The sequence below is a fragment of the Streptomyces sp. NPDC001515 genome, assembly GCF_053597115.1.
In genome coordinates, this window is sequence record NZ_JBSFHN010000009.1 from 44,174 (window position 1) to 65,750 (window position 21,577).

22 protein-coding genes are annotated in these 21,577 nt (G+C 74.4%); 20 read left to right on the forward strand and 2 right to left on the reverse strand.

What is annotated here, in order from left to right:
- Nucleotides 1–247: 247 nt before the first annotated feature.
- From ACWCXC_RS12205 to ACWCXC_RS12215, 3 genes are all read left to right on the forward strand, one after another.
- Complete coding sequence (locus ACWCXC_RS12205; RefSeq protein ID WP_450888614.1) at nt 248–952, forward strand: class E sortase; 705 nt, start codon at nt 248–250, stop codon at nt 950–952.
- 62 nt (nt 953–1,014) lie between these two features.
- On the forward strand, nt 1,015–1,173 hold the full coding sequence (locus tag ACWCXC_RS12210; protein WP_167523716.1) for a DUF3311 domain-containing protein: 159 nt from the start codon (nt 1,015–1,017) through the stop codon (nt 1,171–1,173).
- Nucleotides 1,170–2,687, forward strand: coding sequence for a sodium:solute symporter family protein (locus ACWCXC_RS12215; RefSeq protein WP_450888452.1), 1,518 nt, complete (start codon nt 1,170–1,172; stop codon nt 2,685–2,687). Before ACWCXC_RS12210 ends, ACWCXC_RS12215 begins: the two co-directional genes overlap by 4 nt.
- An 87-nt stretch (nt 2,688–2,774) precedes the next feature.
- Here the strand turns inward: ACWCXC_RS12215 and ACWCXC_RS12220 are convergent, their stop codons facing one another.
- Nucleotides 2,775–4,199 (reverse strand): MFS transporter, encoded by a 1,425-nt coding sequence (locus tag ACWCXC_RS12220; RefSeq protein WP_450888454.1) that lies wholly within the window; start codon nt 4,197–4,199, stop codon nt 2,775–2,777.
- A 174-nt stretch (nt 4,200–4,373) separates the two neighbouring features.
- Between ACWCXC_RS12220 and ACWCXC_RS12225 the strand changes: the two genes are divergently transcribed.
- The 4 genes from ACWCXC_RS12225 (at nt 4,374) to ACWCXC_RS12240 (ending at nt 7,244) form a co-directional block, all read left to right on the forward strand.
- Nucleotides 4,374–4,904, forward strand: coding sequence for a winged helix-turn-helix transcriptional regulator (locus ACWCXC_RS12225; protein ID WP_450888456.1), 531 nt, complete (start codon nt 4,374–4,376; stop codon nt 4,902–4,904).
- A 65-nt stretch (nt 4,905–4,969) separates the two neighbouring features.
- Nucleotides 4,970–5,311, forward strand: a complete 342-nt coding sequence (locus ACWCXC_RS12230) for a DUF6412 domain-containing protein (RefSeq protein WP_383640629.1) — start codon at nt 4,970–4,972, stop codon at nt 5,309–5,311.
- 168 nt (nt 5,312–5,479) lie between these two features.
- Nucleotides 5,480–6,250 (forward strand): YidC/Oxa1 family membrane protein insertase, encoded by a 771-nt coding sequence (locus ACWCXC_RS12235; RefSeq protein ID WP_450685701.1) that lies wholly within the window; start codon nt 5,480–5,482, stop codon nt 6,248–6,250.
- A gap of 133 nt (nt 6,251–6,383) precedes the next feature.
- A complete protein-coding gene (locus ACWCXC_RS12240) occupies nt 6,384–7,244 on the forward strand; it encodes a fumarylacetoacetate hydrolase family protein (RefSeq protein ID WP_450888459.1) in 861 nt (286 codons plus the stop codon).
- Nucleotides 7,245–7,495: 251 nt separating this feature from the next.
- Here ACWCXC_RS12240 and ACWCXC_RS12245 read toward each other — a convergent pair whose 3' ends face one another.
- A complete protein-coding gene (locus ACWCXC_RS12245; RefSeq protein ID WP_450888461.1) occupies nt 7,496–8,641 on the reverse strand; it encodes a Gfo/Idh/MocA family oxidoreductase in 1,146 nt (381 codons plus the stop codon).
- A gap of 56 nt (nt 8,642–8,697) precedes the next feature.
- Here ACWCXC_RS12245 and ACWCXC_RS12250 point away from each other — a divergent pair, with 56 nt between their 5' ends.
- From ACWCXC_RS12250 to ACWCXC_RS12310, 13 genes are all read left to right on the forward strand, one after another.
- On the forward strand, nt 8,698–9,819 hold the full coding sequence (locus ACWCXC_RS12250; RefSeq protein WP_450680650.1) for an ROK family protein: 1,122 nt from the start codon (nt 8,698–8,700) through the stop codon (nt 9,817–9,819).
- Between the two features lie 218 nt (nt 9,820–10,037).
- A complete protein-coding gene (locus ACWCXC_RS12255; protein ID WP_450888463.1) occupies nt 10,038–11,036 on the forward strand; it encodes a hypothetical protein in 999 nt (332 codons plus the stop codon).
- Between the two features lie 75 nt (nt 11,037–11,111).
- Nucleotides 11,112–11,876 (forward strand): GntR family transcriptional regulator, encoded by a 765-nt coding sequence (locus ACWCXC_RS12260; protein ID WP_450680648.1) that lies wholly within the window; start codon nt 11,112–11,114, stop codon nt 11,874–11,876.
- 203 nt (nt 11,877–12,079) lie between these two features.
- Entirely contained in the window at nt 12,080–13,204 is a 1,125-nt protein-coding gene (locus ACWCXC_RS12265) for a TIGR03364 family FAD-dependent oxidoreductase (RefSeq protein ID WP_450680647.1), read from the forward strand.
- Nucleotides 13,205–13,257: 53 nt separating this feature from the next.
- The gene (locus ACWCXC_RS12270) at nt 13,258–13,941 is read left to right on the forward strand and encodes a phosphonatase-like hydrolase (protein WP_450888617.1); all 684 of its coding nucleotides are present in this window, start codon (nt 13,258–13,260) and stop codon (nt 13,939–13,941) included.
- Nucleotides 13,938–15,023 (forward strand): ABC transporter ATP-binding protein, encoded by a 1,086-nt coding sequence (locus ACWCXC_RS12275; RefSeq protein ID WP_450888466.1) that lies wholly within the window; start codon nt 13,938–13,940, stop codon nt 15,021–15,023. The genes ACWCXC_RS12270 and ACWCXC_RS12275 overlap by 4 nt, the downstream gene beginning before the upstream one ends.
- Complete coding sequence (locus ACWCXC_RS12280; protein WP_450888468.1) at nt 15,016–15,936, forward strand: 2-aminoethylphosphonate ABC transporter permease subunit; 921 nt, start codon at nt 15,016–15,018, stop codon at nt 15,934–15,936. Before ACWCXC_RS12275 ends, ACWCXC_RS12280 begins: the two co-directional genes overlap by 8 nt.
- Nucleotides 15,923–16,720 carry an ABC transporter permease gene (locus ACWCXC_RS12285; RefSeq protein WP_450680644.1) on the forward strand — a complete coding sequence of 266 codons (798 nt, stop codon included), beginning with the start codon at nt 15,923–15,925 and terminating at the stop codon, nt 16,718–16,720. The genes ACWCXC_RS12280 and ACWCXC_RS12285 overlap by 14 nt, the downstream gene beginning before the upstream one ends.
- Before the next feature lie 52 nt (nt 16,721–16,772).
- Nucleotides 16,773–17,834 (forward strand): 2-aminoethylphosphonate ABC transporter substrate-binding protein, encoded by a 1,062-nt coding sequence (locus ACWCXC_RS12290; RefSeq protein WP_450680643.1) that lies wholly within the window; start codon nt 16,773–16,775, stop codon nt 17,832–17,834.
- Nucleotides 17,835–17,946: 112 nt separating this feature from the next.
- Entirely contained in the window at nt 17,947–18,735 is a 789-nt protein-coding gene (locus tag ACWCXC_RS12295) for an HAD-IIA family hydrolase (protein WP_450680642.1), read from the forward strand.
- Nucleotides 18,736–18,870: 135 nt separating this feature from the next.
- On the forward strand, nt 18,871–19,434 hold the full coding sequence (locus ACWCXC_RS12300; RefSeq protein ID WP_450888471.1) for a hypothetical protein: 564 nt from the start codon (nt 18,871–18,873) through the stop codon (nt 19,432–19,434).
- A 1-nt stretch (nt 19,435) separates the two neighbouring features.
- Nucleotides 19,436–20,152, forward strand: coding sequence for a class F sortase (locus ACWCXC_RS12305; RefSeq protein WP_450680640.1), 717 nt, complete (start codon nt 19,436–19,438; stop codon nt 20,150–20,152).
- 373 nt (nt 20,153–20,525) lie between these two features.
- A complete protein-coding gene (locus tag ACWCXC_RS12310; protein WP_450680661.1) occupies nt 20,526–21,557 on the forward strand; it encodes a glycoside hydrolase family 6 protein in 1,032 nt (343 codons plus the stop codon).
- Nucleotides 21,558–21,577: the final 20 nt, after the last annotated feature.

A 21,577-nucleotide genomic window follows, 5' to 3' on the forward strand; every position in this document is an offset into this window, starting at 1 on the left:
GACTTGCCGGGGCCGGGCCTATCGTGCGGCCGTGCGCGGGCTGATGCGGGTGCGGGTGCGGGTGCGGGTGCGGGTGCGGGTGCGGATGCGGGAGCGGGACCGGGGACAGGTCCGGGAACGGGACCGGGAGCGGCCATGGGCGCCGGAGCGGACACGTCGGCGCGGGCGGATTCCCGTCGTCGTGCAGCGCGACCGGCGGGGGAGGCGGCTGGCCGCGCGGGGGCTGTGGACGGGGGCCGAGCTCGTCATGACGCTCGGCGTCGTCCTGCTGCTCCTCGTCGCCCATCAGCTGTGGTGGACCAACCGGCAGGCCCGCGCCGAGGCCGCGCACACCGTGGACGCCCTCCAGAAGGACTGGGACAACGGCGGGCCGCCCGCCGACCCGGACCCGGCGGCGCCCGACGACGACAGTCCCGCCGTGACGGACGACGGGGACGACGGGGACGACGGGGGCGGTAGTGGCGGCGGGGGCGGCCGGGCCGCCGCGTCCGCGCCCCGCGCCTCCCAGGCGTACGCCGTCCTCCGCATCCCGCGCATCGGGCTGACCGCCCCCGTCGCCCAGGGGATCAGCAAGCACGGCGTGCTGGACAAGGGGTACGTCGGCCACTACCCGCGCACCGCACAGCCCGGGGCCGCCGGGAACTTCGCGCTGGCCGGACACCGCAACACCCACGGCGAGCCCTTCCGTTACCTCAACCGGCTCCGGGCCGGCGACCGGATCACCGTCGAGACCCGGGACGCCGTCTACACGTACACCGTCGACAAGATCCTCGCCCGCACCCAGCCCGGCGACGGAGGGGTCATCGCGGCCGTGCCGCGGAGCAACATCCCGCCGTACCCGGGCTACCGCACCGCCGGGTCGTACGTGACCCTCACCACCTGCACGCCCGAGTTCACCTCGCGGTACCGGCTGGTGGTGTGGGGGAAGCTGACCGGGGCGCGGGAGCGCTGACCGCGCCGGACGAGGCCGTAAGCTTCCCCGACGTGCTCAGACGACGTCCGCAAGTGCTGTGGCTGCTGGTTCCCTATGTGCTCTATCTGGGGGCGCTGCCCCTCGTGAACCGGGTCCGACCCGTCGTTCTCGGGCTGCCGTTCCTCTTCTTCTGGCTGCTCGGGGCCACCGTGCTCACCCCCGTCGCCGTCTGGCTGACCCGACGGGGGGACCGCCGGTGAACGCCGCCGTCGCGACCTCCGTCTTCGGGGTCTTCATGGTCGCCACCGTGGTGCTCGGCCTGCTCGCCGTACGGGGCCGGCGGGCCGGGACCGGCGGGGGCGGGCTCGCCGAGTGGTCGGTGGGCGGACGGAGCCTGGGGACCGTCTTCATCTGGGTGCTCATGGCCGGTGAGGGCTACACCAGCTTCAGCTACCTCGGTGCCGCCGGCTGGGGCTACAACTACGGGGCGCCCGTTCTGTACGTCGTCGCGTACATGTCCTGCGGCTACGCCGTCGGCTACGTCGTCGGGCCGATGCTCTGGGCGTACGCGCGCAAGCACGGCCTCGTCGGGATCACCGACATGGTGGCGCACCGCTTCGGGCGGCCCTGGCTCGGCGCGCTCACCGCCGTCCTCGCGACGGTCTTCCTGCTCCCCTACATCCAGCTCCAGATCACCGGCATGGGCGTCGTCGTCTCGACGATCTCCTACGGCGCGATCAGTCTGAACTGGGCCTACTTCATCGCCTTCGCCGTCACCACCGGCTTCGTCGTCGTCAGCGGGCTGCGCGGCAGCGCCTGGGTCTCGGTGCTCAAGGACGTGCTGGTCATCGTCACCCTCGGCTTCCTCGCGGTCTATGTGCCGGTGCACTACCTCGACGGGTACGGGCCCTTCCTCGACCGGCTCGTCACCGAGAAGAGCGAGTGGCTGACCTTCCCCGGGCACGGGGACAGCGGCCTCGGTCAGGCGTGGTTCATCACCACGTCGTTCCTCAACTCCCTCACCGTCGTCATCTTCCCGACCACCGTCGCGGGGTACCTCGGCGCCAAGGACGCCGACGTGCTGCGCCGCAACGCCATGTGGCTTCCGGCCTACAACGTCCTGCTCTTCGTGCCGATGCTGCTCGGCATGGCGGCCCTCTTCGTAGTGCCGGGGCTCGTCGGGGCGGAGTCCAACCTCGCCCTGTTCAAGCTGGTCGTGGACGCGCTGCCCGCCTGGTCCGTGGGGGTCGTCGGGGTGGCCGCCGCGCTCTCCTCCATCGTGCCCATGGCCGTGTTCATGCTGGTCATCGGCACGATGTGGGGGCGCAGCGTCCTCTCCCTCGTGCCCCGCTGGGAGCGCCGCCAGAAGGGCGCCGCCCAGCTGGTCGTCGTGATCGCGGGCGGCCTCGCCCTGCTCCTCACGTACACCGCCCCCAACACCCTCGTCCGGCTCTCCCTCATCTCGTACGAGGGAATGGCGCAGCTGCTCCCGATGGTGCTGCTGGGGCTGATGTGGCGGCGGCTGACCCTGGCCGGGGCGTTGGGCGGGCTGGTCGTGGGGGTGGCGGTGGTCTGCGGGTTCGTGTTCACGGAGAACGATCCGGTGTGGGGCGTGAACGCCGGCATCATCGCCCTCGCGGCGAACCTGGCCGTCGCCCTCGCCGTCACGTACGCCGGCCCGCGCGACCGGGACGACCGCCCCGACGACGAGGTGCTGGCCCGTGACGAGCTGGAACCGGCGGCCGAGCCGGTGGCGGCCGGCGGGGCGGGGTGAGGTGAGGCACGGGGTCCGTACGGGCCCCGCCTTCATCCCCGTTCGCGCGGCAGCCGCATCCGCTGGGACGACGAGCCGCCGGCAGACTCATCCTCGTTCGCGCAGCAGCCGCATTCCCGCCGTCGCCACCAGGGCCAGCCCCACCGACAGGAGCAGCGCCCCGTTCGCGCCCCAGCCGGTCGTGGCGACGGCGATGGTCACCGCGACGCCCGCCGAGGAGCCGATGTAGCGGGCGGTGTTGTTGGCGCCCGAGCCCATCGCGGCCCGTTCCTGCGGCACCGACTCGATCGCCAGCCGGGGGAGCGCGGCGTTCAGCAGGCCGCTGCCCGCTCCGGACACCACCAGGGCCGGGAGCAGCCGCGACCACTCCGCCGCGCCCAGGCGCTCGCCCGGTTCCAGGGTGCCCAGCAGGGCGAGCACCCCGGCCGCGTGCAGCACGAATCCGGCGGCGGCCTGGCGGCGGGCGGCCACCCGGCCCGTCAGCCGGCGGGCCTGGAGCGCCACGACGAACGCCGAGCCCGACCAGACCAGCAGCAGCCACGCCGAGCCGAGCGCCGACACCCCCAGCGACCGCTGGAGCAGCGTCGGCAGATAGCTGAACAGGCCGATCACCGAGAGCCCCGTGAACAGCCCGCCGGCCGCCGAGGCCAGGAACGGGCGGCCGCGCAGCAGCGCCGGATCGATCAGCGGGGCCGCCGCCCGCCGCTCCACCGAGAGGAAGACCGGCACCAGCGCGAACGAGGCGAGCAGGGGCAGGAGCACGGACGGCCGCAGCCAGCCGTCCCGGCCGAGGGTCAGCGCGATCAGCAGCGCCGTCATCGACGCGCCCAGCACCGCCGCGCCCGCCAGGTCCGGCCGGCCCCCGCGCGGGGACCGGGACTCGTCGAGCACCCGGGCGGCGCCGGCGGTCGTGGCCAGGGCGGCCAGGCCCAGCACGGCGTACGGCAGCCGCCAGTCGAACGGCCCCAGCCATCCCGCCAGCAGCGGGCCGAGCGCGATCCCGGCGCTCACGAACGCGCCCCAGATCCCCGTCGCCCTGATCCGCTCGTGCCCGGCCGGGAACGCCCCGACGAGCAGTCCGAGGCTCGTGGCCAGGATCGCGGCGCTCGCCGCGCCCTGGGCGACGCGGGCCAGGGTGAAGGTGAGGGTGTCGTGTGCGAGGACGCCGAGCCCGGAGGTGAGGCCGAGGGCGAGCGTGCCGAGGAGGAAGAGCCGGCGCCGCCCGTAGTCGTCGGCGAGGCTGCCCGCGACCAGCAGGGCCACGGCGAGGCCGAGCGGCGCGCCGTTCAGCAGCCATGCCTGGCCGGCGGGCGCGGTGGTCAGGGCGGCGGAGATCCCGGGCAGCGTGGCCATCGGGGCGGTGTAGTTCATCAGCGCCACGGCGGTGGCCGCCGAGGTGATCGCGAGCGTCGCGCCGGGCCGGCGGGCGGGGGCGGGGGAGCCCTGGCCGCCGTGCGGCGCGGCGCCCGCCGGGGCGGCGGTGCGGGGTCTGGGGCGTACGGGCTGGCGCATGGCATCGCTCCGGGGGTCGCCGAGGGGTGCGGAGGCCGTCCGCACCCCTCGGCGCATCGATGAGTTCGGTGACTGAACTCGCTGGGCCGCTGACGCTAGCACGGTCAGTTCGTTCACCGAACCCATATCCCGGTAAAGTTCGGTCACCGAACTCGTGCTGGGTACAGTGGGCCCATGGCCCTCGGCAAGGACTACGTGAACGAGCAGTGCTCCATGGCCCGCGCGCTGGAGGTGGTCGGCGAGCGCTGGACCCTCCTGGTCGTCCGCGACGCCCTCTACGGCGTGCGCCGGTACAACGACTTCCTCGTCCACCTCGGCATCCCGCGCGCCGTCCTCGCCACCCGGCTCCAGTCCCTCACCGAGGCCGGGGTGCTGGAGAAACGCCTCTACCAGCAGGCGCCGCCCCGCGAGGAGTACGTCCTCACCGACAGGGGCAAGGCCCTCTGGCCCGTCGTCCGCACCCTCAACGCCTGGGGGCGCGACCACCTGCCCGGCACGCTGCCGATGCGCGTGTTCGTCCACGCGGAGTGCGGGACGGAGGTCGACGCGTACGGCGCCTGCCCGGCCTGCTCCGTGCCCGTACCGCCCGAGGAGACCGAGATGCGCCCCGGCGAAGGGCTCGACACCGGGACCGACAACCCGGTCGACCGCGCGCTCCTCGTCCCCCGCCGACTCCTGCGGCCCATCGAGACCGATCGTGTATAACGGGTGAACGGGTGAGAAGCGCCGCCGCCCGCGTGCGGCGGCCGGAGAGCGGAAGGGGGAGGGTCATGGAGACGCGCCACCGCGACCGCAACCGCCTGCGCGGAGCCCTCGCCCGGGTGCTGCGCCCCGCCGGCATCCTGCTCTTCTTCCTCACCGAGGTCCTGCTCGCCGAGGGCGGCAGCCTCTCCGCCGCCGTGGCCCTCGCCGCCACGGCCGCCGCCGGCACCGCGCTCGTCGCCTGCTCGGTCATCAGCGCCCGCTGCGCCGCCCCGGTGCCCCGCACCCGGGTCCGCACCGCCATCCGCGACCGCGAGAAGCGCACCGCGTTCCTGCCGCAGCGCGATCCCGACGCCAAGGGGCGCCGCCGTCCCCGAGCCCCCGGCCGTGCCCTCCTGACGGCCGCGTAAGGGACCACGACCGCTTCTCCGTCGTTCCCCTCCCTCCCGCCTCTCGTACGGTGCCGGCCCCTGCGTCCACGCAGGACCCCGTGCCCGTACGCGACGCCCCGCGCGGACCGTCACGCCGACGCCAGCAGTTCTCTTCCCGGCACGACGAGACCCCCGGAGGGCTCACCCATGTCCGCTTTCATGTCCGCCTTCGCGAGCCTGGTCGGCGCGCTCGCCGATCTGCTCCACCCGCTGTTCCAGAACGCCTCCACGGCCGCCGCGATCGTCCTGTTCACCGCGCTCGTCCGCCTCGCCGTGCACCCCCTGTCCCGGGCCGCCGCCCGGGGCCAGAAGGCCCAGCGGCGGCTCCAGCCGCAGATCGCCGCCCTGCGCAAGAAGCACGCCAAGAACCCCGAGCGGATGCAGAAGGCGCTCATGGAACTGCACCGCGAGGAGAAGGTCTCGCCGCTCTCCGGCTGTCTGCCGAGCCTGCTCCAGATGCCCGCGTTCTTCCTCCTCTACCACCTCTTCTCCAGCACCCGGATCGGCGGCGACGCCAACGAACTCCTCGGCCACCAGCTCTTCGGCGCCCCGCTCGGCGAGCGCTGGCACGACGCGGTCGCGGACGGCGGTCTCCTCGGCACCCAGGGCCTCGTCTACGTCGGACTCTTCGCGATCGTCGCCGTCGTCGCCACCTTCACCTATGGACGCACCAAGCGGCAGATGGCGGCCAACCCCGTCACCCCCGCCACCGGCCCCGACGGACAGCCCGTTCCCGGCATGGGGGCGATGACCAAGGTCATGCCGCTGATGTCCTTCTTCACCCTCTTCACCGTCGCCTTCGTCCCGCTGGCCGCCGCGCTGTACGTGGTCACGAGCACCACCTGGACCGCCGTCGAGCGGGCCTTCCTCTATCGCGACCAGCCCGCCGCCGGCCCCGCCGTCGCCGCCACCGGCTGAGGCGGCCGAGCCCCGCCGGTCCAGTGTGTGAACAGGGTCTTGCGGAGTGATCGGATGTCTTGGAGGATCGGACAAGCCTGCGATGGCCGCCACCCATCCGACGGGCCCGACTCGACCTAGGGGAGAAAGACCGTTGAAGCTGCTTCGTGTGGGTACGGCCGGCGCGGAACGACCGGCGCTGCTGGACGGCGACGGAACCCTGCGTGACCTGTCGGGAGTCGTCCCCGACATCGACGGCGCCCTGCTCGGCGACGCGGACGCGCTGGCCCGGGTCCGGGCCGCCGCCGCCGAGCCCGGCGGGCTGCCCGTGCTCGACGCCGAGGGGCTGCGGGTGGGCCCGCCGCTCGGCCGGATCGGCAAGATCGTGTGCATCGGACTGAACTACCACGACCACGCCACGGAGACCGGCGCGCAGATCCCGGGCGAACCGATCCTCTTCTTCAAGGCGCCGGACACCGTCGTCGGCCCCGAGGACACCGTGCTGGTGCCGCGCGGCAGCGAGAAGACCGACTGGGAGGTCGAGCTCGCCGTCGTCATCGGGCGCACCGCGCGCTACCTGGACTCGGCGGAGGAGGGCCTGGCCCATGTCGCCGGGTACGCGGTGGCGCACGACGTCTCCGAGCGCGCCTTCCAGATCGAGCGCGGCGGCACCTGGGACAAGGGCAAGAACTGCGAGACGTTCAACCCGCTCGGCCCCTGGCTCGTGACGGCCGACGAGGTGCCCGACCCGCAGGCCCTGGAGCTGCGGCTCTGGGTCAACGGCGAGCTGAAGCAGAACGGCACGACGGCCGACCAGATCTTCCCGGTCGGCGAGGTCGTGCGCTATCTCAGCCACTTCATGACGCTCTACCCGGGCGACGTCATCAACACCGGAACCCCGGCCGGGGTGGCGATGGGCCGGCCCGATCCGAAGCCGTATCTGCGGGCCGGTGACGTCGTGGAGCTGGAGATCGCCGGGCTCGGGCGGCAGCGCCAGGAGCTGAAGGACGCGTAAAGATCGGAGGGGTGGCTTGCGCAGGCCCCGCGGAAGCCACCCCTCGGCGCATCATGCTGTCGCAGACGCGCGACGGCCGGGTCCGGGGGCGTGCAGGGGGAGTCCCCGCAGAACGACGAACGCAGACCGGGGCACCTACGCGTGGTGCCCGCACGTTCGTCGTTCGAGGAGACGCCCCGGAGGGACCCCGGACCCCCACTCACCGGACACCAGGCGCCCCTGCGGGGAACCCGCCCCGCCCAGCCCGTGGCTCAGACGGGCCGCTCCTCGGAGTCGGCGGCGGGCGGTTCGGGCAGGGCGACCGTGACGCCCTCGCGGGCGGAGCGGCGCGCTGCCTCCAGGACGTCCAGGGTGGCGGCGGCCTGCCATCCGGTCACGGGAGGCGCGCCTCCGTCACGCAGGGCGCGGGCGACGGCCGCGTAGTACGCCGGGTAGTCGCCCGGCAGCGTGGCGACCGGGTCGCCGCCGCCCGTGAGCGGGGACTCGCCCGCGCCCAGCCGGCCCCACAGCTCCTCGCCCTCCACGCCCCACGGTTTGTCCGTCCCCGGGCGGGCCCCCTCGCGCAGGGCGGCCTCCTGGGGGTCCAGGCCGTACTTCACGTATCCGGCGTCCGAGCCGAGCACCCGGAAGCGCGGGCCGAGCTGGGGCGTCGTGGCGCTGACGTACAGATGCGAGCGGACCCCGCCCGCGTGGGTGAGCGCGAGGAAGGTGTCGTCGTCGGCCCGCGCGCCGGGCCGCCGCACGTCCGCCTCCGCGTACACCCGCACCACCGGGCCGAACAGGGCGAGCGCCTGATCGACCACATGGCTGCCCAGGTCATACAGCAGCCCGCCGATCTCCGCCGGGTCGCCCGACTCGCGCCAGCCGCCCTTGGGCCGGGGGCGCCAGCGCTCGAAACGGGACTCGAAGCGCCGCACCTCGCCCAGCCGGCCCTCCTCGACCAGGGCGCGCAGGGTCAGGAAGTCGTTGTCCCAGCGGCGGTTCTGGAACACCGACAGGAGCAGCCCGCGCTCCTCGGCCAGCGCCGCCAGCGCACGGGCCTCGGCCGCCGTGCCCGCCACCGGCTTGTCCACGACCACCGGCAGACCGGCCTCCAGCGCGGCCGTGGCCAGCGGGACGTGTGTCTTGTTGGGCGTGGCGATCACGACCAGGTCGAGCGCGTCCGCCCGCTGCCACAGCTCCTCCGGCGAGGCGGCGAACCGCACCCCGGGGAACTCGGCGCGGGCCTGCTCCCGGCGCTCCTCGTTCGACGTGACGACCGTGTCCAGGACGAGGCCGTCGGTCGCGGCGATCAGCGGGGCGTGGAAGACGGAACCGGCCAGGCCGTAGCCGGCGAGGCCGACGCGCAAGGGGGGCCGGGGCGCGCCGGAGGTCCCGGGAGTCGTGAGGACAGTCATGCACTCCACTTTGGCAACGCTGTTGCCTAAGTGCAAGCGGGGGAGACAATGGGGCGGTGAACAGGAGCAACAGCGGAGCGAACCTGCCGGCGCTGCGCAGCCACAACACGGCGCTCGTGCTCGATCTGCTGCGTACGGCGGGCGAGCGCGGCATCAGCAGGCTCGGCCTGGCCGCGCGCACCGGCCTCACCCCGCAGGCCGTCAGCAAGATCACCGCCCGGCTGCGCGCCGAGGGCCTGGCCGCCGAGGCCGGCCGCCGCGCTTCCACGGGCGGCAAGCCGCGCACCGTGCTGCGCCTGGTGCCCGAGGCCGGGCACGCGGTGGGGCTGCACCTGGACCGCGACGGGCTCACCGCCGTGCTGGCCGACCTCGCGGGGACCGTGGTCGCGAGCCGTACGGCCCCGCTCGACCTCGGCGCCCCGCCCGGCGAGGTCGTCGCGGCCGCCGCCGACGCGGTCGACGCGGTCAGGGGCGACGGCACCCGGCCCGTGCTCGGGCTCGGCGCCGCCGTACCGGGGCCCCTGGACCACCGCGGCGGCGTCCTGCACCGCGTCACCGGCTTCCCGCACTGGGACGGCTACCCGCTCCGCGACGCCCTCGCCGCGCGCACCGGCCTACCCGTCGTCATCGACAAGGACACCAACGCCGCCGCCCTCGGACTCGCCCTCCACCTGCCGGAACCGGCCGACTTCGCCTACCTCCACCTGGGCACGGGCCTCGGCGCCGGACTCGTCATCGGCGGGGAGGTGCACCGGGGCGCGCGGACCGGGGCGGGGGAGTTCGGGCACCAGACCGTGCAGCTCGACGGTGCCCCGTGCGGCTGCGGGGGCCGAGGCTGCATCGAGGCCCTCTGCCTGGCCGCCGTCGCCCGGGGCGACGTCCCGGAGGCCGCCCGGGTCCTCGGCACCGGCGCCGCCAACCTCGTCGGCCTGCTCGACATCGGCCGGGTGGTCCTGGGCGGACGCCTCGTCGCCGCCGACCCCGAGGCGTACGTCCGGGGCGTCCGCGCGGTGCTCGACGAACGGGCCCGCCGCGACGGCGCCCTCGGCGTTCCCGTCCCGGTCGCCACCACCACCGGAGGCGACCGCCCGGTCGCCGAAGGCGCCGCCCACCTCGTCCTGGCCCCGCTGTTCGGCAGGGTGGCGGGGGACTCGGGGCGCGGGGGGCGCGAAGAGTAGCGGCACCCGCCGGGACCGGCCGGATCCGTCGGTCCGGTCTGGTGGGCCCCGGCCCGGTCCGGCCCGGTCCGATCGGTCGGTTCGCCGCCGCCGGCCGGGGGACCGGGCGGCATGTCGGGTGCGGGTGGGGCGGGTCGTTGTGGCAGCGTCGCCGTGGTCCTGCCGGTGAACTCCGGGCCCGGGGCGAGCCGACCCACTCCGAGCGAAGGCTGCCCGCCATGCCCCCCACACCGCCCTCATCGAACCCTCCCCCGGAGACCTCCGCGCCCGCCGCGCCTCCGCAGCCCCCGGTCGCCGGGCGCACCCGGCACGGTCTCGCGCTCGGGCTGGCCGCGGCGAGCGTGGTGCTCGGCGGGGCCGCGCACGCGTCCGCCGCCCCGCAGCGGGGGACCGCCGACCGGGACGCGGCGGTGCCCCGGGCCTCCTCGGCCGACCAGCAGCCGGAGTGCGGGGACGCGGACGCGGCGGACTTCCCGATCGACACCCGGATCCACGGCGGCCCGGACACCTACGCCTCGGGCGGCGGCTACGGCACCTGGTTCCTGGACCTGACCAACACCACCACCCGGCCGTGCCACGCCATCCACCCCGTCCTCGTCCTCACCGACGAGGAGCGGACCCTGACGGCGGACCAGATCCAGCTGGAGTTCTCCGAGCGCAACCGGCCCGGTGTGGAGCACCGGGTCCGCTGGGAGACCACCGACCGGGACGAGCACATCGGGGTTTTCGGGGGCGACGGGGACTCCTTCCCGGGCTTCACCGTGCCGCCCGGCCGCACCGTCACCGTCCAGGTCCGGCTGGCCTTCACCTCCGACACCAGCCCCGGGCGGATCACCGCGAACGCCGCGATCGTCCAGCGGCGCTCGGGGGGCGACGCCGCGGGGAACGGCGGAGACGGGGAGTGGGTCGGCGAGTCCGAGGACTACCCCTTCACCGTGGTCGACGACCATGCCCCGGCCGGCGACGACGCCGACGATCCCGGCACGGACGGAACGGGCACGGACGGAACCGGCACGGAGCGCCCCGGGACCCGCGACGGCACCGGGGCCGGGCAGCGGCCCCTCGCGCCCGGCCGCGATCCGGCCGGAGTGCCCGAACTCGCCAGGACCGGCATCCCGGTCCCCGTACCGCTGCCCGCCCTCACCGTCGCGGGCTTCCTGATCGGCGGCGGAGCCGTCGTCCTGGGCGCCCGGCGGGCCCGCCGCACCGGCCGCTGACCGGCACCGGCGGCTTCCGGCCGCCGCGCACCGCCGCGTCCCCCGGCGTTCATGTCCGTCTGCCACGATCGGCCCGTGGACTACCCGCACGGCCAGGCACCTGGCGCACCGATCCGTTCCGGCATCCCCGAGCACGGCCGCATCCCCAAGTACTACGCGGTCAAGGCCCGGGTCTCCGGCCTCATCGACGAGCTGGGCGAAGGCGGCACGCTGCCGCCGGAACGCGATCTCGCCGTGCGCTACGAGGTCTCCCGCGAGACCGTGCGCCAGGCGCTGCGCGAACTGCTCCTGGAAGGGCGGCTGGCCCGGCAGGGCCGGGGCACCGTCGTCGCCGGACCCAAGCTGGAACAGCCGCTCTCCCTCGCCAGCTACACCGAGGGCGTGCGCCGCCAGGGCCGCGCCCCGGGCCGCCGGCTCATCGGCCTGGACCGCTTCCCCTGCACCGAGGCGCTGGCCCCCGAGGTCGGGGCGGAGCCCGGCGAGCCGGTCTGGCACCTGGAGCGGGTGCTGCTCGCCGACGACGACCGGGTGGGCCTGGAGAGCACCTACGTCAGCGTCGCCCGGGTGCCGGACCTCGCGGAGACCTTCGACCCCGACTCCTCCTTCTACGCCCACCTCCGCGACCGGCTCGGGATCGCCTTCGGGGACGCCGACGAGAAGATCGAGACCGTGCTCGCCACCCCGCGCGAGGCCCTGCTCATCGGCACCCCGCCCGCCCTCCCCATGCTGCTCCTGCACCGGATCTCCCGGGACACGGCGGGCCGGCCGCTGGAGCGGGTGCGGACCCTGTTCCGCGGCGACCGGTTCTCCTTCACCACCCACCTCGGCGCGGGCGGCTGACCGGGCGGGGCAGGCCGGCGCGAGGCCCGCGCGGGGCCGGGCGCAGGGCGATCGGGGCGGACCGGGACGCGCCTCGGAGCCGTACGAGAAGCCCCGAAAAATCACGGGAAGATAACGGGTCTAGGCCAAGCTTGGGGTCCAGTTCACCGTCCCGTTGCCGCTCCGATCCGTGCGGGTCATCCGCCCCCAGCAGCGTGGCCGGTGTGAGAGTCATCGTCGTAGGAGCCGGCGTGGTGGGAACCATGCACGCCTGGCACGCAGTCAGCCGCGGCCACGAGGTCGTACAGATCGAGCGCGAGAGCGAGGCGCGCGGGGCATCGCTCCGCAACTTCGGACAGATATGGGTCAGTGGCCGGGCCGGCGGCGAGGAACTGGACGCCGCCCTGCGCGCCCGCGAGCTGTGGGAGGGGATCGCGGCCCGCGTCCCGGGGCTCGGCTTCCGCGCCTGCGGATCGCTCACCCCGGTGCGCACCGCCGCGGAACTCGCCGTCGCGGAGGCGGCCGTCGCCCGGCCCGACGCGGCCGTCCGGGGCTACAAGCTGCTGACCCCGGCCGAGGCCCGCGCCCTGAACCCCGCCCTGCGCGGCACGTTCACCGCCGCCCTGTGGTGCGAGCGGGACGCCGCCGTCGAACCGCGCACCGCCCAGCTCGCCCTGAAGGCGGAACTGCTGGCCTCCGGCCGCTACACCTACCTCGGCGGGCGCGAGGTGCGCGAGGTCACCGGCCCCGCCGCCGTCCGCGACGACCACGGCGACACCCACCGCGGCGACGCCGTGATCCTCGCCACCGGGGCCTGGCTCGGCGGGCTCGTCCGCGAACTCGCCGGACCCGGCCTGCCCGTGCGCCGCGTCCGCCTGCAGATGATGCAGACCGACCCGCTCGGCGAACCCCTCACCACCTCCGTCGCGGACGCCGACAGCTTCCGCTACTACCCCGCCTACCGGGGTCCGGCCCTGGACGCGCTCAACGCCGGACAGGCCCAGACCCCCACCGCCGCCGCCCACCGGATGCAACTGCTCATGGTGCAGCGCGCCGACGGCGGACTGACCATCGGCGACACCCACGAGTACGAGCACCCCTTCTCCTTCGACACCGTCGAGGAGCCCTACGAGCACCTCGCCTCGGTCGTCGCCTCCTTCCTCGGCCGCCCGCTGCCGAGGATCCGGCGCCGCTGGGCCGGGGTCTACGCCCAGTGCACCGACACCGGCCGCGTCGTCCACCGCCAGCAGGTGGGCGACGGTGTCTGGCTGGTCACCGGGCCGGGCGGCCGGGGCATGACCTGCTCGCCCGCCATCGCCGAAACGACCGCCGACGAACTGGGCTGGTGAACACCGTGACCACCGCGACCACCGCGACCACCGACAAGGCGGCGCACGACCGCATGCTGAACCTGATCGTCCTCGACATGGCCGGCACCACCGTCGCGGACGACGGCCTCGTCGAGCGGGCCTTCGCCGCCGCCGCCGACCGCCTCGGCGTCGAACCGGGCTCCGCCGCCCACGCGGCCATGCTCGACCACGTCCGCGCCACCATGGGCGAGTCCAAGATCACCGTCTTCCGTCACCTCTTCGGCGAGGAGACCCTGGCCCAGCGGGCCAACACCGCCTTCGAGGAGGCGTACGGCGCCCTCGTCGACGCGGGCGGCATCGCCCCCGTCCCCGGTGCCCGCGAGGCCATCGGCCGGCTCACCGACGAGGGCCGGACCGTCGTCCTGACCACCGGCTTCTCCCGCACCACCCAGGACGCCATCCTCGACGCGCTCGGCTGGCGAGACCTCGTCCCGCTCACCCTCTGCCCCGCCGACGCTGGCGGACGGGGCCGCCCCTACCCGGACATGGTCCTGGGCGCGCTGCTGCGCACCGGCGCCGTCGACGACGTCCGCCGCACGGTCGTCGCGGGCGACACCGCGTACGACATGCTCAGCGGGGTGCGCGCCGGGGCCGGGATCGTCGCGGGCGTCCTCACCGGCGCCCACGACACGGACCGGCTCACCGCCGGCGGGGCCACCCACGTCCTCGGCTCGGTCGCCGAACTGCCCGGCCTCCTCGCACGGGCCGAGGCATGACCGCCGGGGCCGAAGCCGCCCGGGGCGGCATCAGGTTCGACCGGGTCAGCGTCGCCTACGGCGGCACCGTGGTCCTGGACGGGCTCGACCTCACCGTCGAGCCCGGCGAGGTCATGGCCCTGCTCGGCCCCTCCGGCTCCGGCAAGACGACCGCCCTGCGCGCCGTCGCCGGCTTCGTCCGGCCGGCCTCCGGGCGGGTCTTCCTCGGAGACCGCGACGTCACCGCCCTGCCGCCGCACAAACGCGGCATCGGCATGGTCGTCCAGCAGTACGCCCTCTTCCCGCACCTGCGCGTCCAGGAGAACGTCGCCTTCGGCCTGAAGGCGCGCAAGACCCCCCGCGCCGAGGTCCCCGCCCGCGTCGCGGAGGCCCTGGCCCTGGTCGGCATGGGCGACTACGCCCGGCGCTACCCGCGCGAACTCTCCGGCGGCCAGCAGCAGCGCGTCGCCATCGCCCGCGCCCTCGCCGTCCGCCCCGGCGTCCTCCTGCTCGACGAACCGCTCTCCGCGCTCGACGCCCAGCTGCGCTCCGGCATGCTCGCCGAACTGGCCCGGCTCCACCGCGAACTGCCGGACGTCTCCATCCTCTACGTCACCCACGACCAGATCGAGGCGCTGACCCTCGCGGACCGGATCGCCGTCATGGACCGGGCCCGGCTCCGCGACTGCGGCACCCCGCAGGAGCTGTACCGGCGCCCGCGCACCGAGTTCACCGCCTCGTTCGTCGGCAACGCCAACCTGCTGCCGGTCACCGTCTCCGAGGCCCCCGGCACCGTCGACTTCGCCGGACACCGCCTCGCCGTCCCCACCGGCGAGGCGGCCGGCGGGGCCACCGCCACCCTCTGCGTCCGCCCGCACCTGATCGGCCTCGGGGACGGCCCCAACGCGCTGACCGGCACCCTCACCGAGGTCCAGTGGCGCGGCGCCACCCACCGGCTGCACCTGGACGTCGACGGCCACCGGATCAAGGCCGACGTGCGCGAACTGCGCGAGACGCCCGCGCTCGGCGGCCGGGCGACCGTGCACTTCGCCGCCGAGGACGCGGTGCTGCTGCCCGCCGGAGCGGGGGCCGGTCATGACTAGGACCGGTACGGCCCCGATCCGCCGCCCCGAACCCGTCGCTGCCGCCACCGCGCCGACCGGCGGCACCACGGCCGCCGCACCGCCCCGGGCCCCCCGGTCCCGCGCGGGGGCCTGGGCCGTGCCGCCCGTGGCGGTGCTCGCCCTCGTCTTCCTCTACCCGCTGTTCCTCGTCGTCCGGCAGTCCCTCGGCCCCGACGAGGGCGGCACCTCGCTCGCCCCGTACAGCGAGGTCCTGGCCTCCGCCTCGTTCCGCTCGGCGCTCACCACCACGGTGTGGCTGGCGGCCGGTTCGACGGTGGGCTGCCTGGTCCTCGGCTTCCTCCTCGCCCTCGTCATCGCCTTCGTCCCGTTCCCCGGCGGCCGGGCCGTCGCCCGGTTCGTGGACGTCTTCCTCTCCTTCCCGTCCTTCCTCATCACGCTCGCCCTGCTGTTCGTCTACGGCAGCACCGGCATCGCCAACGGCGCCTGGACCGGCGTCACCGGGGCGGCCGAGGGCCCCTTCCACTTCCTCACCACGCCGTGGGGCGTCCTCCTCGCCGAGATCACCTACTTCACGCCGTTCGTGATGCGCCCCCTGCTCGCCGCCTTCTCCCAACTGGACACCGCACAACTGGAGGTGGCGTCCTCGCTGGGCGCCGGGCCCGCCCGGATCATCCGCCGGGTGATCCTCCCCGAGGCCCTTCCCGCGCTCCTCGCGGGCGGCAGCCTCGTGCTCGTGATGTGCCTCAACGAGTTCGGCATCGTGCTGTTCACCGGGGCCAAGGGCGTGACCACCCTGCCGATGCTCGTCTACGGCAAGGCGATCCTGGAGTCCGACTACCCGGGCGCCTGCGTCGTCGCCGTCGTCAACATCGTTCTCTCCGTGGGCCTCTACGGCCTCTACCGGGCGGTGAGCCGACGTGCTGGTGCATAGCCGGGCCGGGACCTGGGCCGTACGCGCCCTGTTCCTGCTGCTCTTCGTCCCCCTGTTCGCCCTGCCCCTGCTGGTGATCCTCGCCGCGTCCCTCGCCACCCACTGGTCCGGGGTGCTGCCCTCCGGCCCGACGCTCGACCACTACGAGGCGGCCACCTCGGGAGCTGCCCTCCAGGCCCTCACCACCAGCCTGGTCACCGCCGCCGCCGCGAGCGTCACCGCGCTCGTCGTCGGCACCTGGGCGGCCCTCGCCGCCGCCGCGCTCGGCCGGCGCGGCAGACGGCTCCTCGACGCGCTGTTCATGCTGCCGGTCGCCGTGCCGTCCGTGGTCGTGGGCCTCGCCGTCCTCGTCGCGTTCAGCAGGCCGCCGGTGCTGCTCAACGGGACGCGCTGGATCGTGATCCTCGCGCACACCGTGCTCGTCATGGCGTTCGCCTACACCTCGGTCTCGGCGGCCGAGGCCCGTCTCGACCCGGTGTACGCGCAGGCTGCGGCCAGTCTCGGCGCCCGCCCCTCGTACGTGCTGTGGCGGGTCAGGCTCCCCCTCCTGCTGCCGTCGCTCACGGCGGCGGCCGGGCTCTGCTTCGCCCTGTCCATGGGCGAACTCAGCGCCACGATGATGCTCTACCCGCCGGACTGGACCCCCCTCCCGGTGCAGATCTTCGCGGCCACCGACCGCGGCGCGCTCTTCACCGGAGCGGCCGTCGCGGTGGTCCTGATGGCGGCGACGCTCCTCGTGCTGTTCGCGGTCTCCCGCGTCCGCACCCGCGCCTCCTACCGCTGACCCCCTCCTTCCCCCTCCGCAGATCCCCGTTCCCCCAGGAGACACGACTGCCATGCGCACCCACCACCTCCGGCCCCTCGCCGCCGCCACCGGCGCGCTCGTCCTCGCCGCCACCCTCTCCGCCTGCGGCGGCTCCTCCGCCGCCTCCGACGAGAAGGTCGTCACCGTCTACAGCGCCGACGGCCTCAAGGGCGAGAACGGCGACGGCTGGTACGACAAGGTCTTCAAGGACTTCGAGAAGCGGACCGGCATCACGGTCGAGTACGTCGAGGGCGGCTCCGGCGAGATGGTGCAGCGCGCCGTCCGCGAGAAGACCAACACCCAGGCCGACGTGCTGGTGACCCTCCCGCCGTTCATCCAGCAGGCCGACGCCAAGGGCCTGCTCCAGGCGTACACCCCGGCCGGCTCCGACCGGGTCGCCGCCGCCGACAAGGCCGCCGACGGGAAGTGGACCTCCGTCGTGAACAACTACTTCGGCTTCGTCTACAACCGCAAGGAACTGACCACCCCTCCGGCCACCTGGGACGATCTGCTCGACGGCCGGTTCAAGGAGAAGATCCAGTACTCCACCCCGGGCGTCGCCGGCGACGGAACCGCCGTGCTCATCAAGGCCATGCACGACTTCGGCGGCCAGGAGCCGGCCATGGCCTACCTGAAGAAGCTCCAGGCCAACAACGTCGGCCCGTCCGCCTCCACCGGCAAGCTCGCCCCCAAGGTCGACAAGGGCGAACTCCTCGCCGCCAACGGCGACGTCCAGATGAACTACGCCCAGTCCAAGGACATGCCGAACCTCGGCATCTGGTTCCCCGCGCCCTCCGGGGGCAGGCCCACCACCTTCGCCCTGCCCTACGCCGCCGGGCTGGTGAACAAGGCCCCGCACACCGCCAACGGCAAGAAGCTGCTGGACTTCATGCTCGCCGAGCAGGCCCAGAAGGACGTCAGCGCGGTCGGCGGCGGATTCGCCGCCCGGGGCGACATCGAGGCGACCGACGCCAACGCGGCCGAACTCGGGAAGCTGATGAGCGGCGTCGAGGTCTTCCAGCCCGACTGGGCCGACATCGGGACGAACCTCGACACCTACGTGGACGCCTGGAAGACGGCCACCGGCAGCTGACCCCGCGTCCGTACGCCCCTCGGGGCGGACCGCCTAAGATCGGGGACGTCGGCGCTGCACAACGCGGTGCCGCCGGCGTCCCCGCATCGACGTACGGCGACTGGAGTCCCACATGGCAGAGCGCAAGCCGATCTCGTCCTGGCTCACCGACATGGACGGTGTCCTCATCCACGAGGGGACCCCGATCCCCGGTGCCGACGCCTTCATCAAGCGGCTGCGGGACTCGGGCCTGCCCTTCCTGGTCCTCACCAACAACTCGATCTACACCGCCCGGGACCTGCACGCGCGGCTCAACCGCATGGGCCTGGACGTGCCCGTCGAGAACATCTGGACCTCCGCCCTGGCCACCGCCCAGTTCCTGGACGACCAGCGCCCCGGCGGCACCGCCTACGTCATCGGCGAGGCCGGACTCACCACCGCGCTGCACGACATCGGCTACGTCCTCACCGACCACGACCCCGACTACGTGGTCCTCGGCGAGACCCGGACGTACTCCTTCGAGGCGCTCACCAAGGCGATCCGGCTGATCAACGCCGGGGCCCGGTTCATCTGCACCAACCCGGACGAGACCGGCCCCTCCGCCGAGGGCCCGCTGCCCGCGACCGGCTCCGTGGCCGCCCTCATCACCAAGGCGACCGGCAAGGCCCCCTACTTCGCCGGCAAGCCCAACCCGCTGATGATGCGCACCGGGCTCAACGCGATCGGCGCCCACTCCGAGTCCAGCGCCATGATCGGCGACCGGATGGACACCGATGTGCTGGCCGGTCTGGAGGCGGGCATGCAGACCTTCCTCGTGCTCACCGGGCTCACCACGGTGGCGGACATCGACAAGTACCCCTTCCGCCCGTCCACCGTCGTCGACTCCATCGCGGACCTGGTCGACCTCGTCGACGCGGGCTGACCGGGGCCGGGGAGGCGGCGGCATCCGGCATCTCCCCGCACGCCACCCGCCCAGCGCACTCCACCGGCCCAGCGCCCCGGGTCTGCGGATGCGGAAAGCCGCGCCAGGCGTGAACCTTCGATAAGGAGGTTCACGATGCGTTCCATACCGCTCACGTTCTGTGCCGCCGCGGTGGCCGCGGCGACCCTGATGCCCGCGTCCGCCGCACTGGCCGACTCCCCGTCCGGCCACGGCGACGGCCGGTCCCGGGCCACCCTCACGATCACCCCGGCCTCCGCCACCCCCGGCGCGGAAGTCGATCTGAGGGTCGAGGGCTGCACGGGCATGGAGGCGAAGGGCAGCTCCGACGCCTTCGTCACCGAGGCGCGCTTCTCGCCCGCCGCCGACCGGGGCACACTCTTCGCCGAGGCCCGGATCCGCTCGGACGCCGAACCGGGCGACTACGACGTCCAGGTCGTCTGCAAGGACTCCGCGCACACCAAGGTCAGCGGCGTGCTGGCCGTCGTGCACCGCAACCGGCCGATGCCCGTCGCCCCCGTACGGGCCGGCGGCGGAGGCACCGCCGTGCTCGCGGACAAGGCCGCCCAGCAGGACGGACCCGGAACCGCGCACGCGGTGACCGGCCTCGCCCTGGCCGCCGTCGCGGCCGTCGCCGTCGCCCTCCGCAGCGCCCGGCGCCGCCGCCCGGCCAGCGACTGACATGTCCGCCTCGGACCACTCGGCGGGGCACGGCAGGCTGCTCACCGGGGTCGCCTGGGCCGTGCTCCTGCTGGGCCTGTGGCTCTGGGGCCGCGGGATCACCGACGGGAGCGGCGCCACGTCCGCCCCGACCACCGGCGACGTCGCCGCGGTCGGGCGCCCGCTCGGCGTACCGCTGCCCCCGGCCCACGACCCGATCGACGGCGTCGCCCCCGCGAGCGTCGCCATCCCCTCGATCGGGATCAAGGCCCCCGTCGTCGCCCGCGGCCTGGACGCCGACGGCGCCATCGACCCGCCGTCCTTCGCCACGCCCCAGACGGTCGGCTGGTACGGCGGCGGCACCGAACCGGGTGCCGGGGGCCCGGCGCTCTTCGTCGGCCATGTCGACACCGAGACCAAGCCGGCCGTCTTCTACGGGCTCAGCGCGGCCCGCCCCGGCGCCCGGATCGAGGTCACCCGGACGGACGGCAGCGTCGCCGAGTTCACCGTCGACGACGTCCAGGTCTTCACCCGCAAGCGCTTCAACGCCCAGAAGGCGTACGGCCCCCGCGAGGACGGCCGGGCGGAGCTGCGGCTGATCACCTGCGGCGGCACCTACGACCGCGAGGCCCGCGCGTACACCGCCAACGTCGTCGTCTCCGCCTATCTGACCGGCGAGAAGGCGGCGGGGAAGGCGTCGGAGGGGTCCCGCACCGAGGTGGCGGCCGGCCCCGGCTGACCCCTGGGCGAGCGAGCGCGGCCCGGCCCGGCCGGCCCCCGGAACCCTGGGGGGCCGGCCGGGCCGGTCCTCGACCGCGGGGCGCGGGCCGCGGGAGTGACCCGGCGCGGACACGGGAGGCCGGCGGGGGCGGCCCGGACGGCGCCCTGCCGGCACCGTCCACTGTAGGCGCGCCGACTGCTCACGCCCACACGCTTTCTGACGGAACGTCGATTACTGGTCACCCTCCGCACCCGGATACTTTGGACGGAGCGGGGTGAACCCGTCGTAACGGCTCTGCGGGGACGTCGTGAGGGTCCGGGCCGCCTCCGGGCCCTGTGCCAGGATGGACGCGATGCGACAGGGCACCGCCGTCGCGTACGAGGGGGAGTGGATGTACGGCAGTCACAACGGCCGGTTCGGCATGCGGGGGGTGTGCGCGGCCGTCGCGGGCGCCGCGCTGCTGCTCGCGGGATGCTCGTCCGACGACGGGGACTCCCCGAAGGGCGGGACGAACCCGGCCGCCCTCGGCCAGCAGCCCGAGGAGAGCGACCCGTTCTGGGTCAACCCCGACGGGACCGCCGCCCGGCAGCTCGCCCGCTACACCGAGGACGGCGAGAAGGAGAAGGCCGCGCTCGTCCGCCGCATCGCCGCGCAGCCGACCGGCGAGTGGATCGGCCCGGACAGCCCCGAGGCCGAGGCCAAGGGCTACACGGAGGCGGCGGAGCGGGTCGGCCGGCGGGCCCTGCTGGTCCTCTACAACATCCCGCACCGCGACTGCGGCCAGTTCTCCAAGGGCGGCGCCGCCGACGGCGACGCGTACCGCACCTGGGTGGAGGCCGTCGCGCGCGGCATCGGGGACCGGGACGCGACCGTGATCCTGGAGCCGGACGCCGTGCTGCACCTGGTCGACGGCTGCACCCCGCGGGAGTTCCACGAGGAGCGCTACGACCTGCTCAAGGGGGCGGTGCGGCGTCTGAAGCGCCAGTCCGGCACCACGGTCTACGTGGACGCGGGCAACGCCGGCTGGCACACCCCGGACGCGCTGTTCCAGCCGCTGCGGCAGGCGGGGATCGACCAGGCGGACGGCTTCGCGGTCAATGTGTCCAACTTCCAGACCACCGAGGTCAGCACCGAGTTCGGCAAGCAGCTCTCGGCCAAGGTCGGCGGCAAGCCGTTCGTGATCGACACCAGCCGCAACGGCAACGGCCCCTATACAGGCGGCGCCCCCGAGGAGAACTGGTGCAACCCGCCGGGCCGCGCCCTCGGCCGGACGCCGACGACCCGCACGGACGACCCGCTGGTGGACGCGTATCTCTGGATCAAGCGCCCGGGGGAGTCCGACGGCGACTGCAAGGGCGGCCCGAAGGCGGGCGAGTGGTGGCCACAGTACGCGCTGGGGCTGGCCCGGAGCGCGAAGGGCTGAGCGGACCGACGGCCACCGGC

Excerpts from the sequence above, each read along its gene's own strand:
- ACWCXC_RS12205 (WP_450888614.1), top strand. The coding sequence starts at position 248 with ATGACGCTCGGCGTCGTCCTGCTGCTCCTCGTCGCCCATCAGCTGTGG.
- ACWCXC_RS12220 (WP_450888454.1), bottom strand. The coding sequence starts at position 4,199 with ATGCGCCAGCCCGTACGCCCCAGACCCCGCACCGCCGCCCCGGCGGGC.
- ACWCXC_RS12225 (WP_450888456.1), top strand. The coding sequence starts at position 4,374 with ATGGCCCTCGGCAAGGACTACGTGAACGAGCAGTGCTCCATGGCCCGC.
- ACWCXC_RS12230 (WP_383640629.1), top strand. The coding sequence starts at position 4,970 with ATGGAGACGCGCCACCGCGACCGCAACCGCCTGCGCGGAGCCCTCGCC.
- ACWCXC_RS12235 (WP_450685701.1), top strand. The coding sequence starts at position 5,480 with ATGTCCGCTTTCATGTCCGCCTTCGCGAGCCTGGTCGGCGCGCTCGCC.
- ACWCXC_RS12245 (WP_450888461.1), bottom strand. The coding sequence starts at position 8,641 with ATGACTGTCCTCACGACTCCCGGGACCTCCGGCGCGCCCCGGCCCCCC.
- ACWCXC_RS12255 (WP_450888463.1), top strand. The coding sequence starts at position 10,038 with ATGCCCCCCACACCGCCCTCATCGAACCCTCCCCCGGAGACCTCCGCG.
- ACWCXC_RS12270 (WP_450888617.1), top strand. The coding sequence starts at position 13,258 with ATGCTGAACCTGATCGTCCTCGACATGGCCGGCACCACCGTCGCGGAC.
- ACWCXC_RS12275 (WP_450888466.1), top strand. The coding sequence starts at position 13,938 with ATGACCGCCGGGGCCGAAGCCGCCCGGGGCGGCATCAGGTTCGACCGG.
- ACWCXC_RS12280 (WP_450888468.1), top strand. The coding sequence starts at position 15,016 with ATGACTAGGACCGGTACGGCCCCGATCCGCCGCCCCGAACCCGTCGCT.
- ACWCXC_RS12290 (WP_450680643.1), top strand. The coding sequence starts at position 16,773 with ATGCGCACCCACCACCTCCGGCCCCTCGCCGCCGCCACCGGCGCGCTC.
- ACWCXC_RS12295 (WP_450680642.1), top strand. The coding sequence starts at position 17,947 with ATGGCAGAGCGCAAGCCGATCTCGTCCTGGCTCACCGACATGGACGGT.
- ACWCXC_RS12300 (WP_450888471.1), top strand. The coding sequence starts at position 18,871 with ATGCGTTCCATACCGCTCACGTTCTGTGCCGCCGCGGTGGCCGCGGCG.
- ACWCXC_RS12305 (WP_450680640.1), top strand. The coding sequence starts at position 19,436 with ATGTCCGCCTCGGACCACTCGGCGGGGCACGGCAGGCTGCTCACCGGG.
- ACWCXC_RS12310 (WP_450680661.1), top strand. The coding sequence starts at position 20,526 with ATGTACGGCAGTCACAACGGCCGGTTCGGCATGCGGGGGGTGTGCGCG.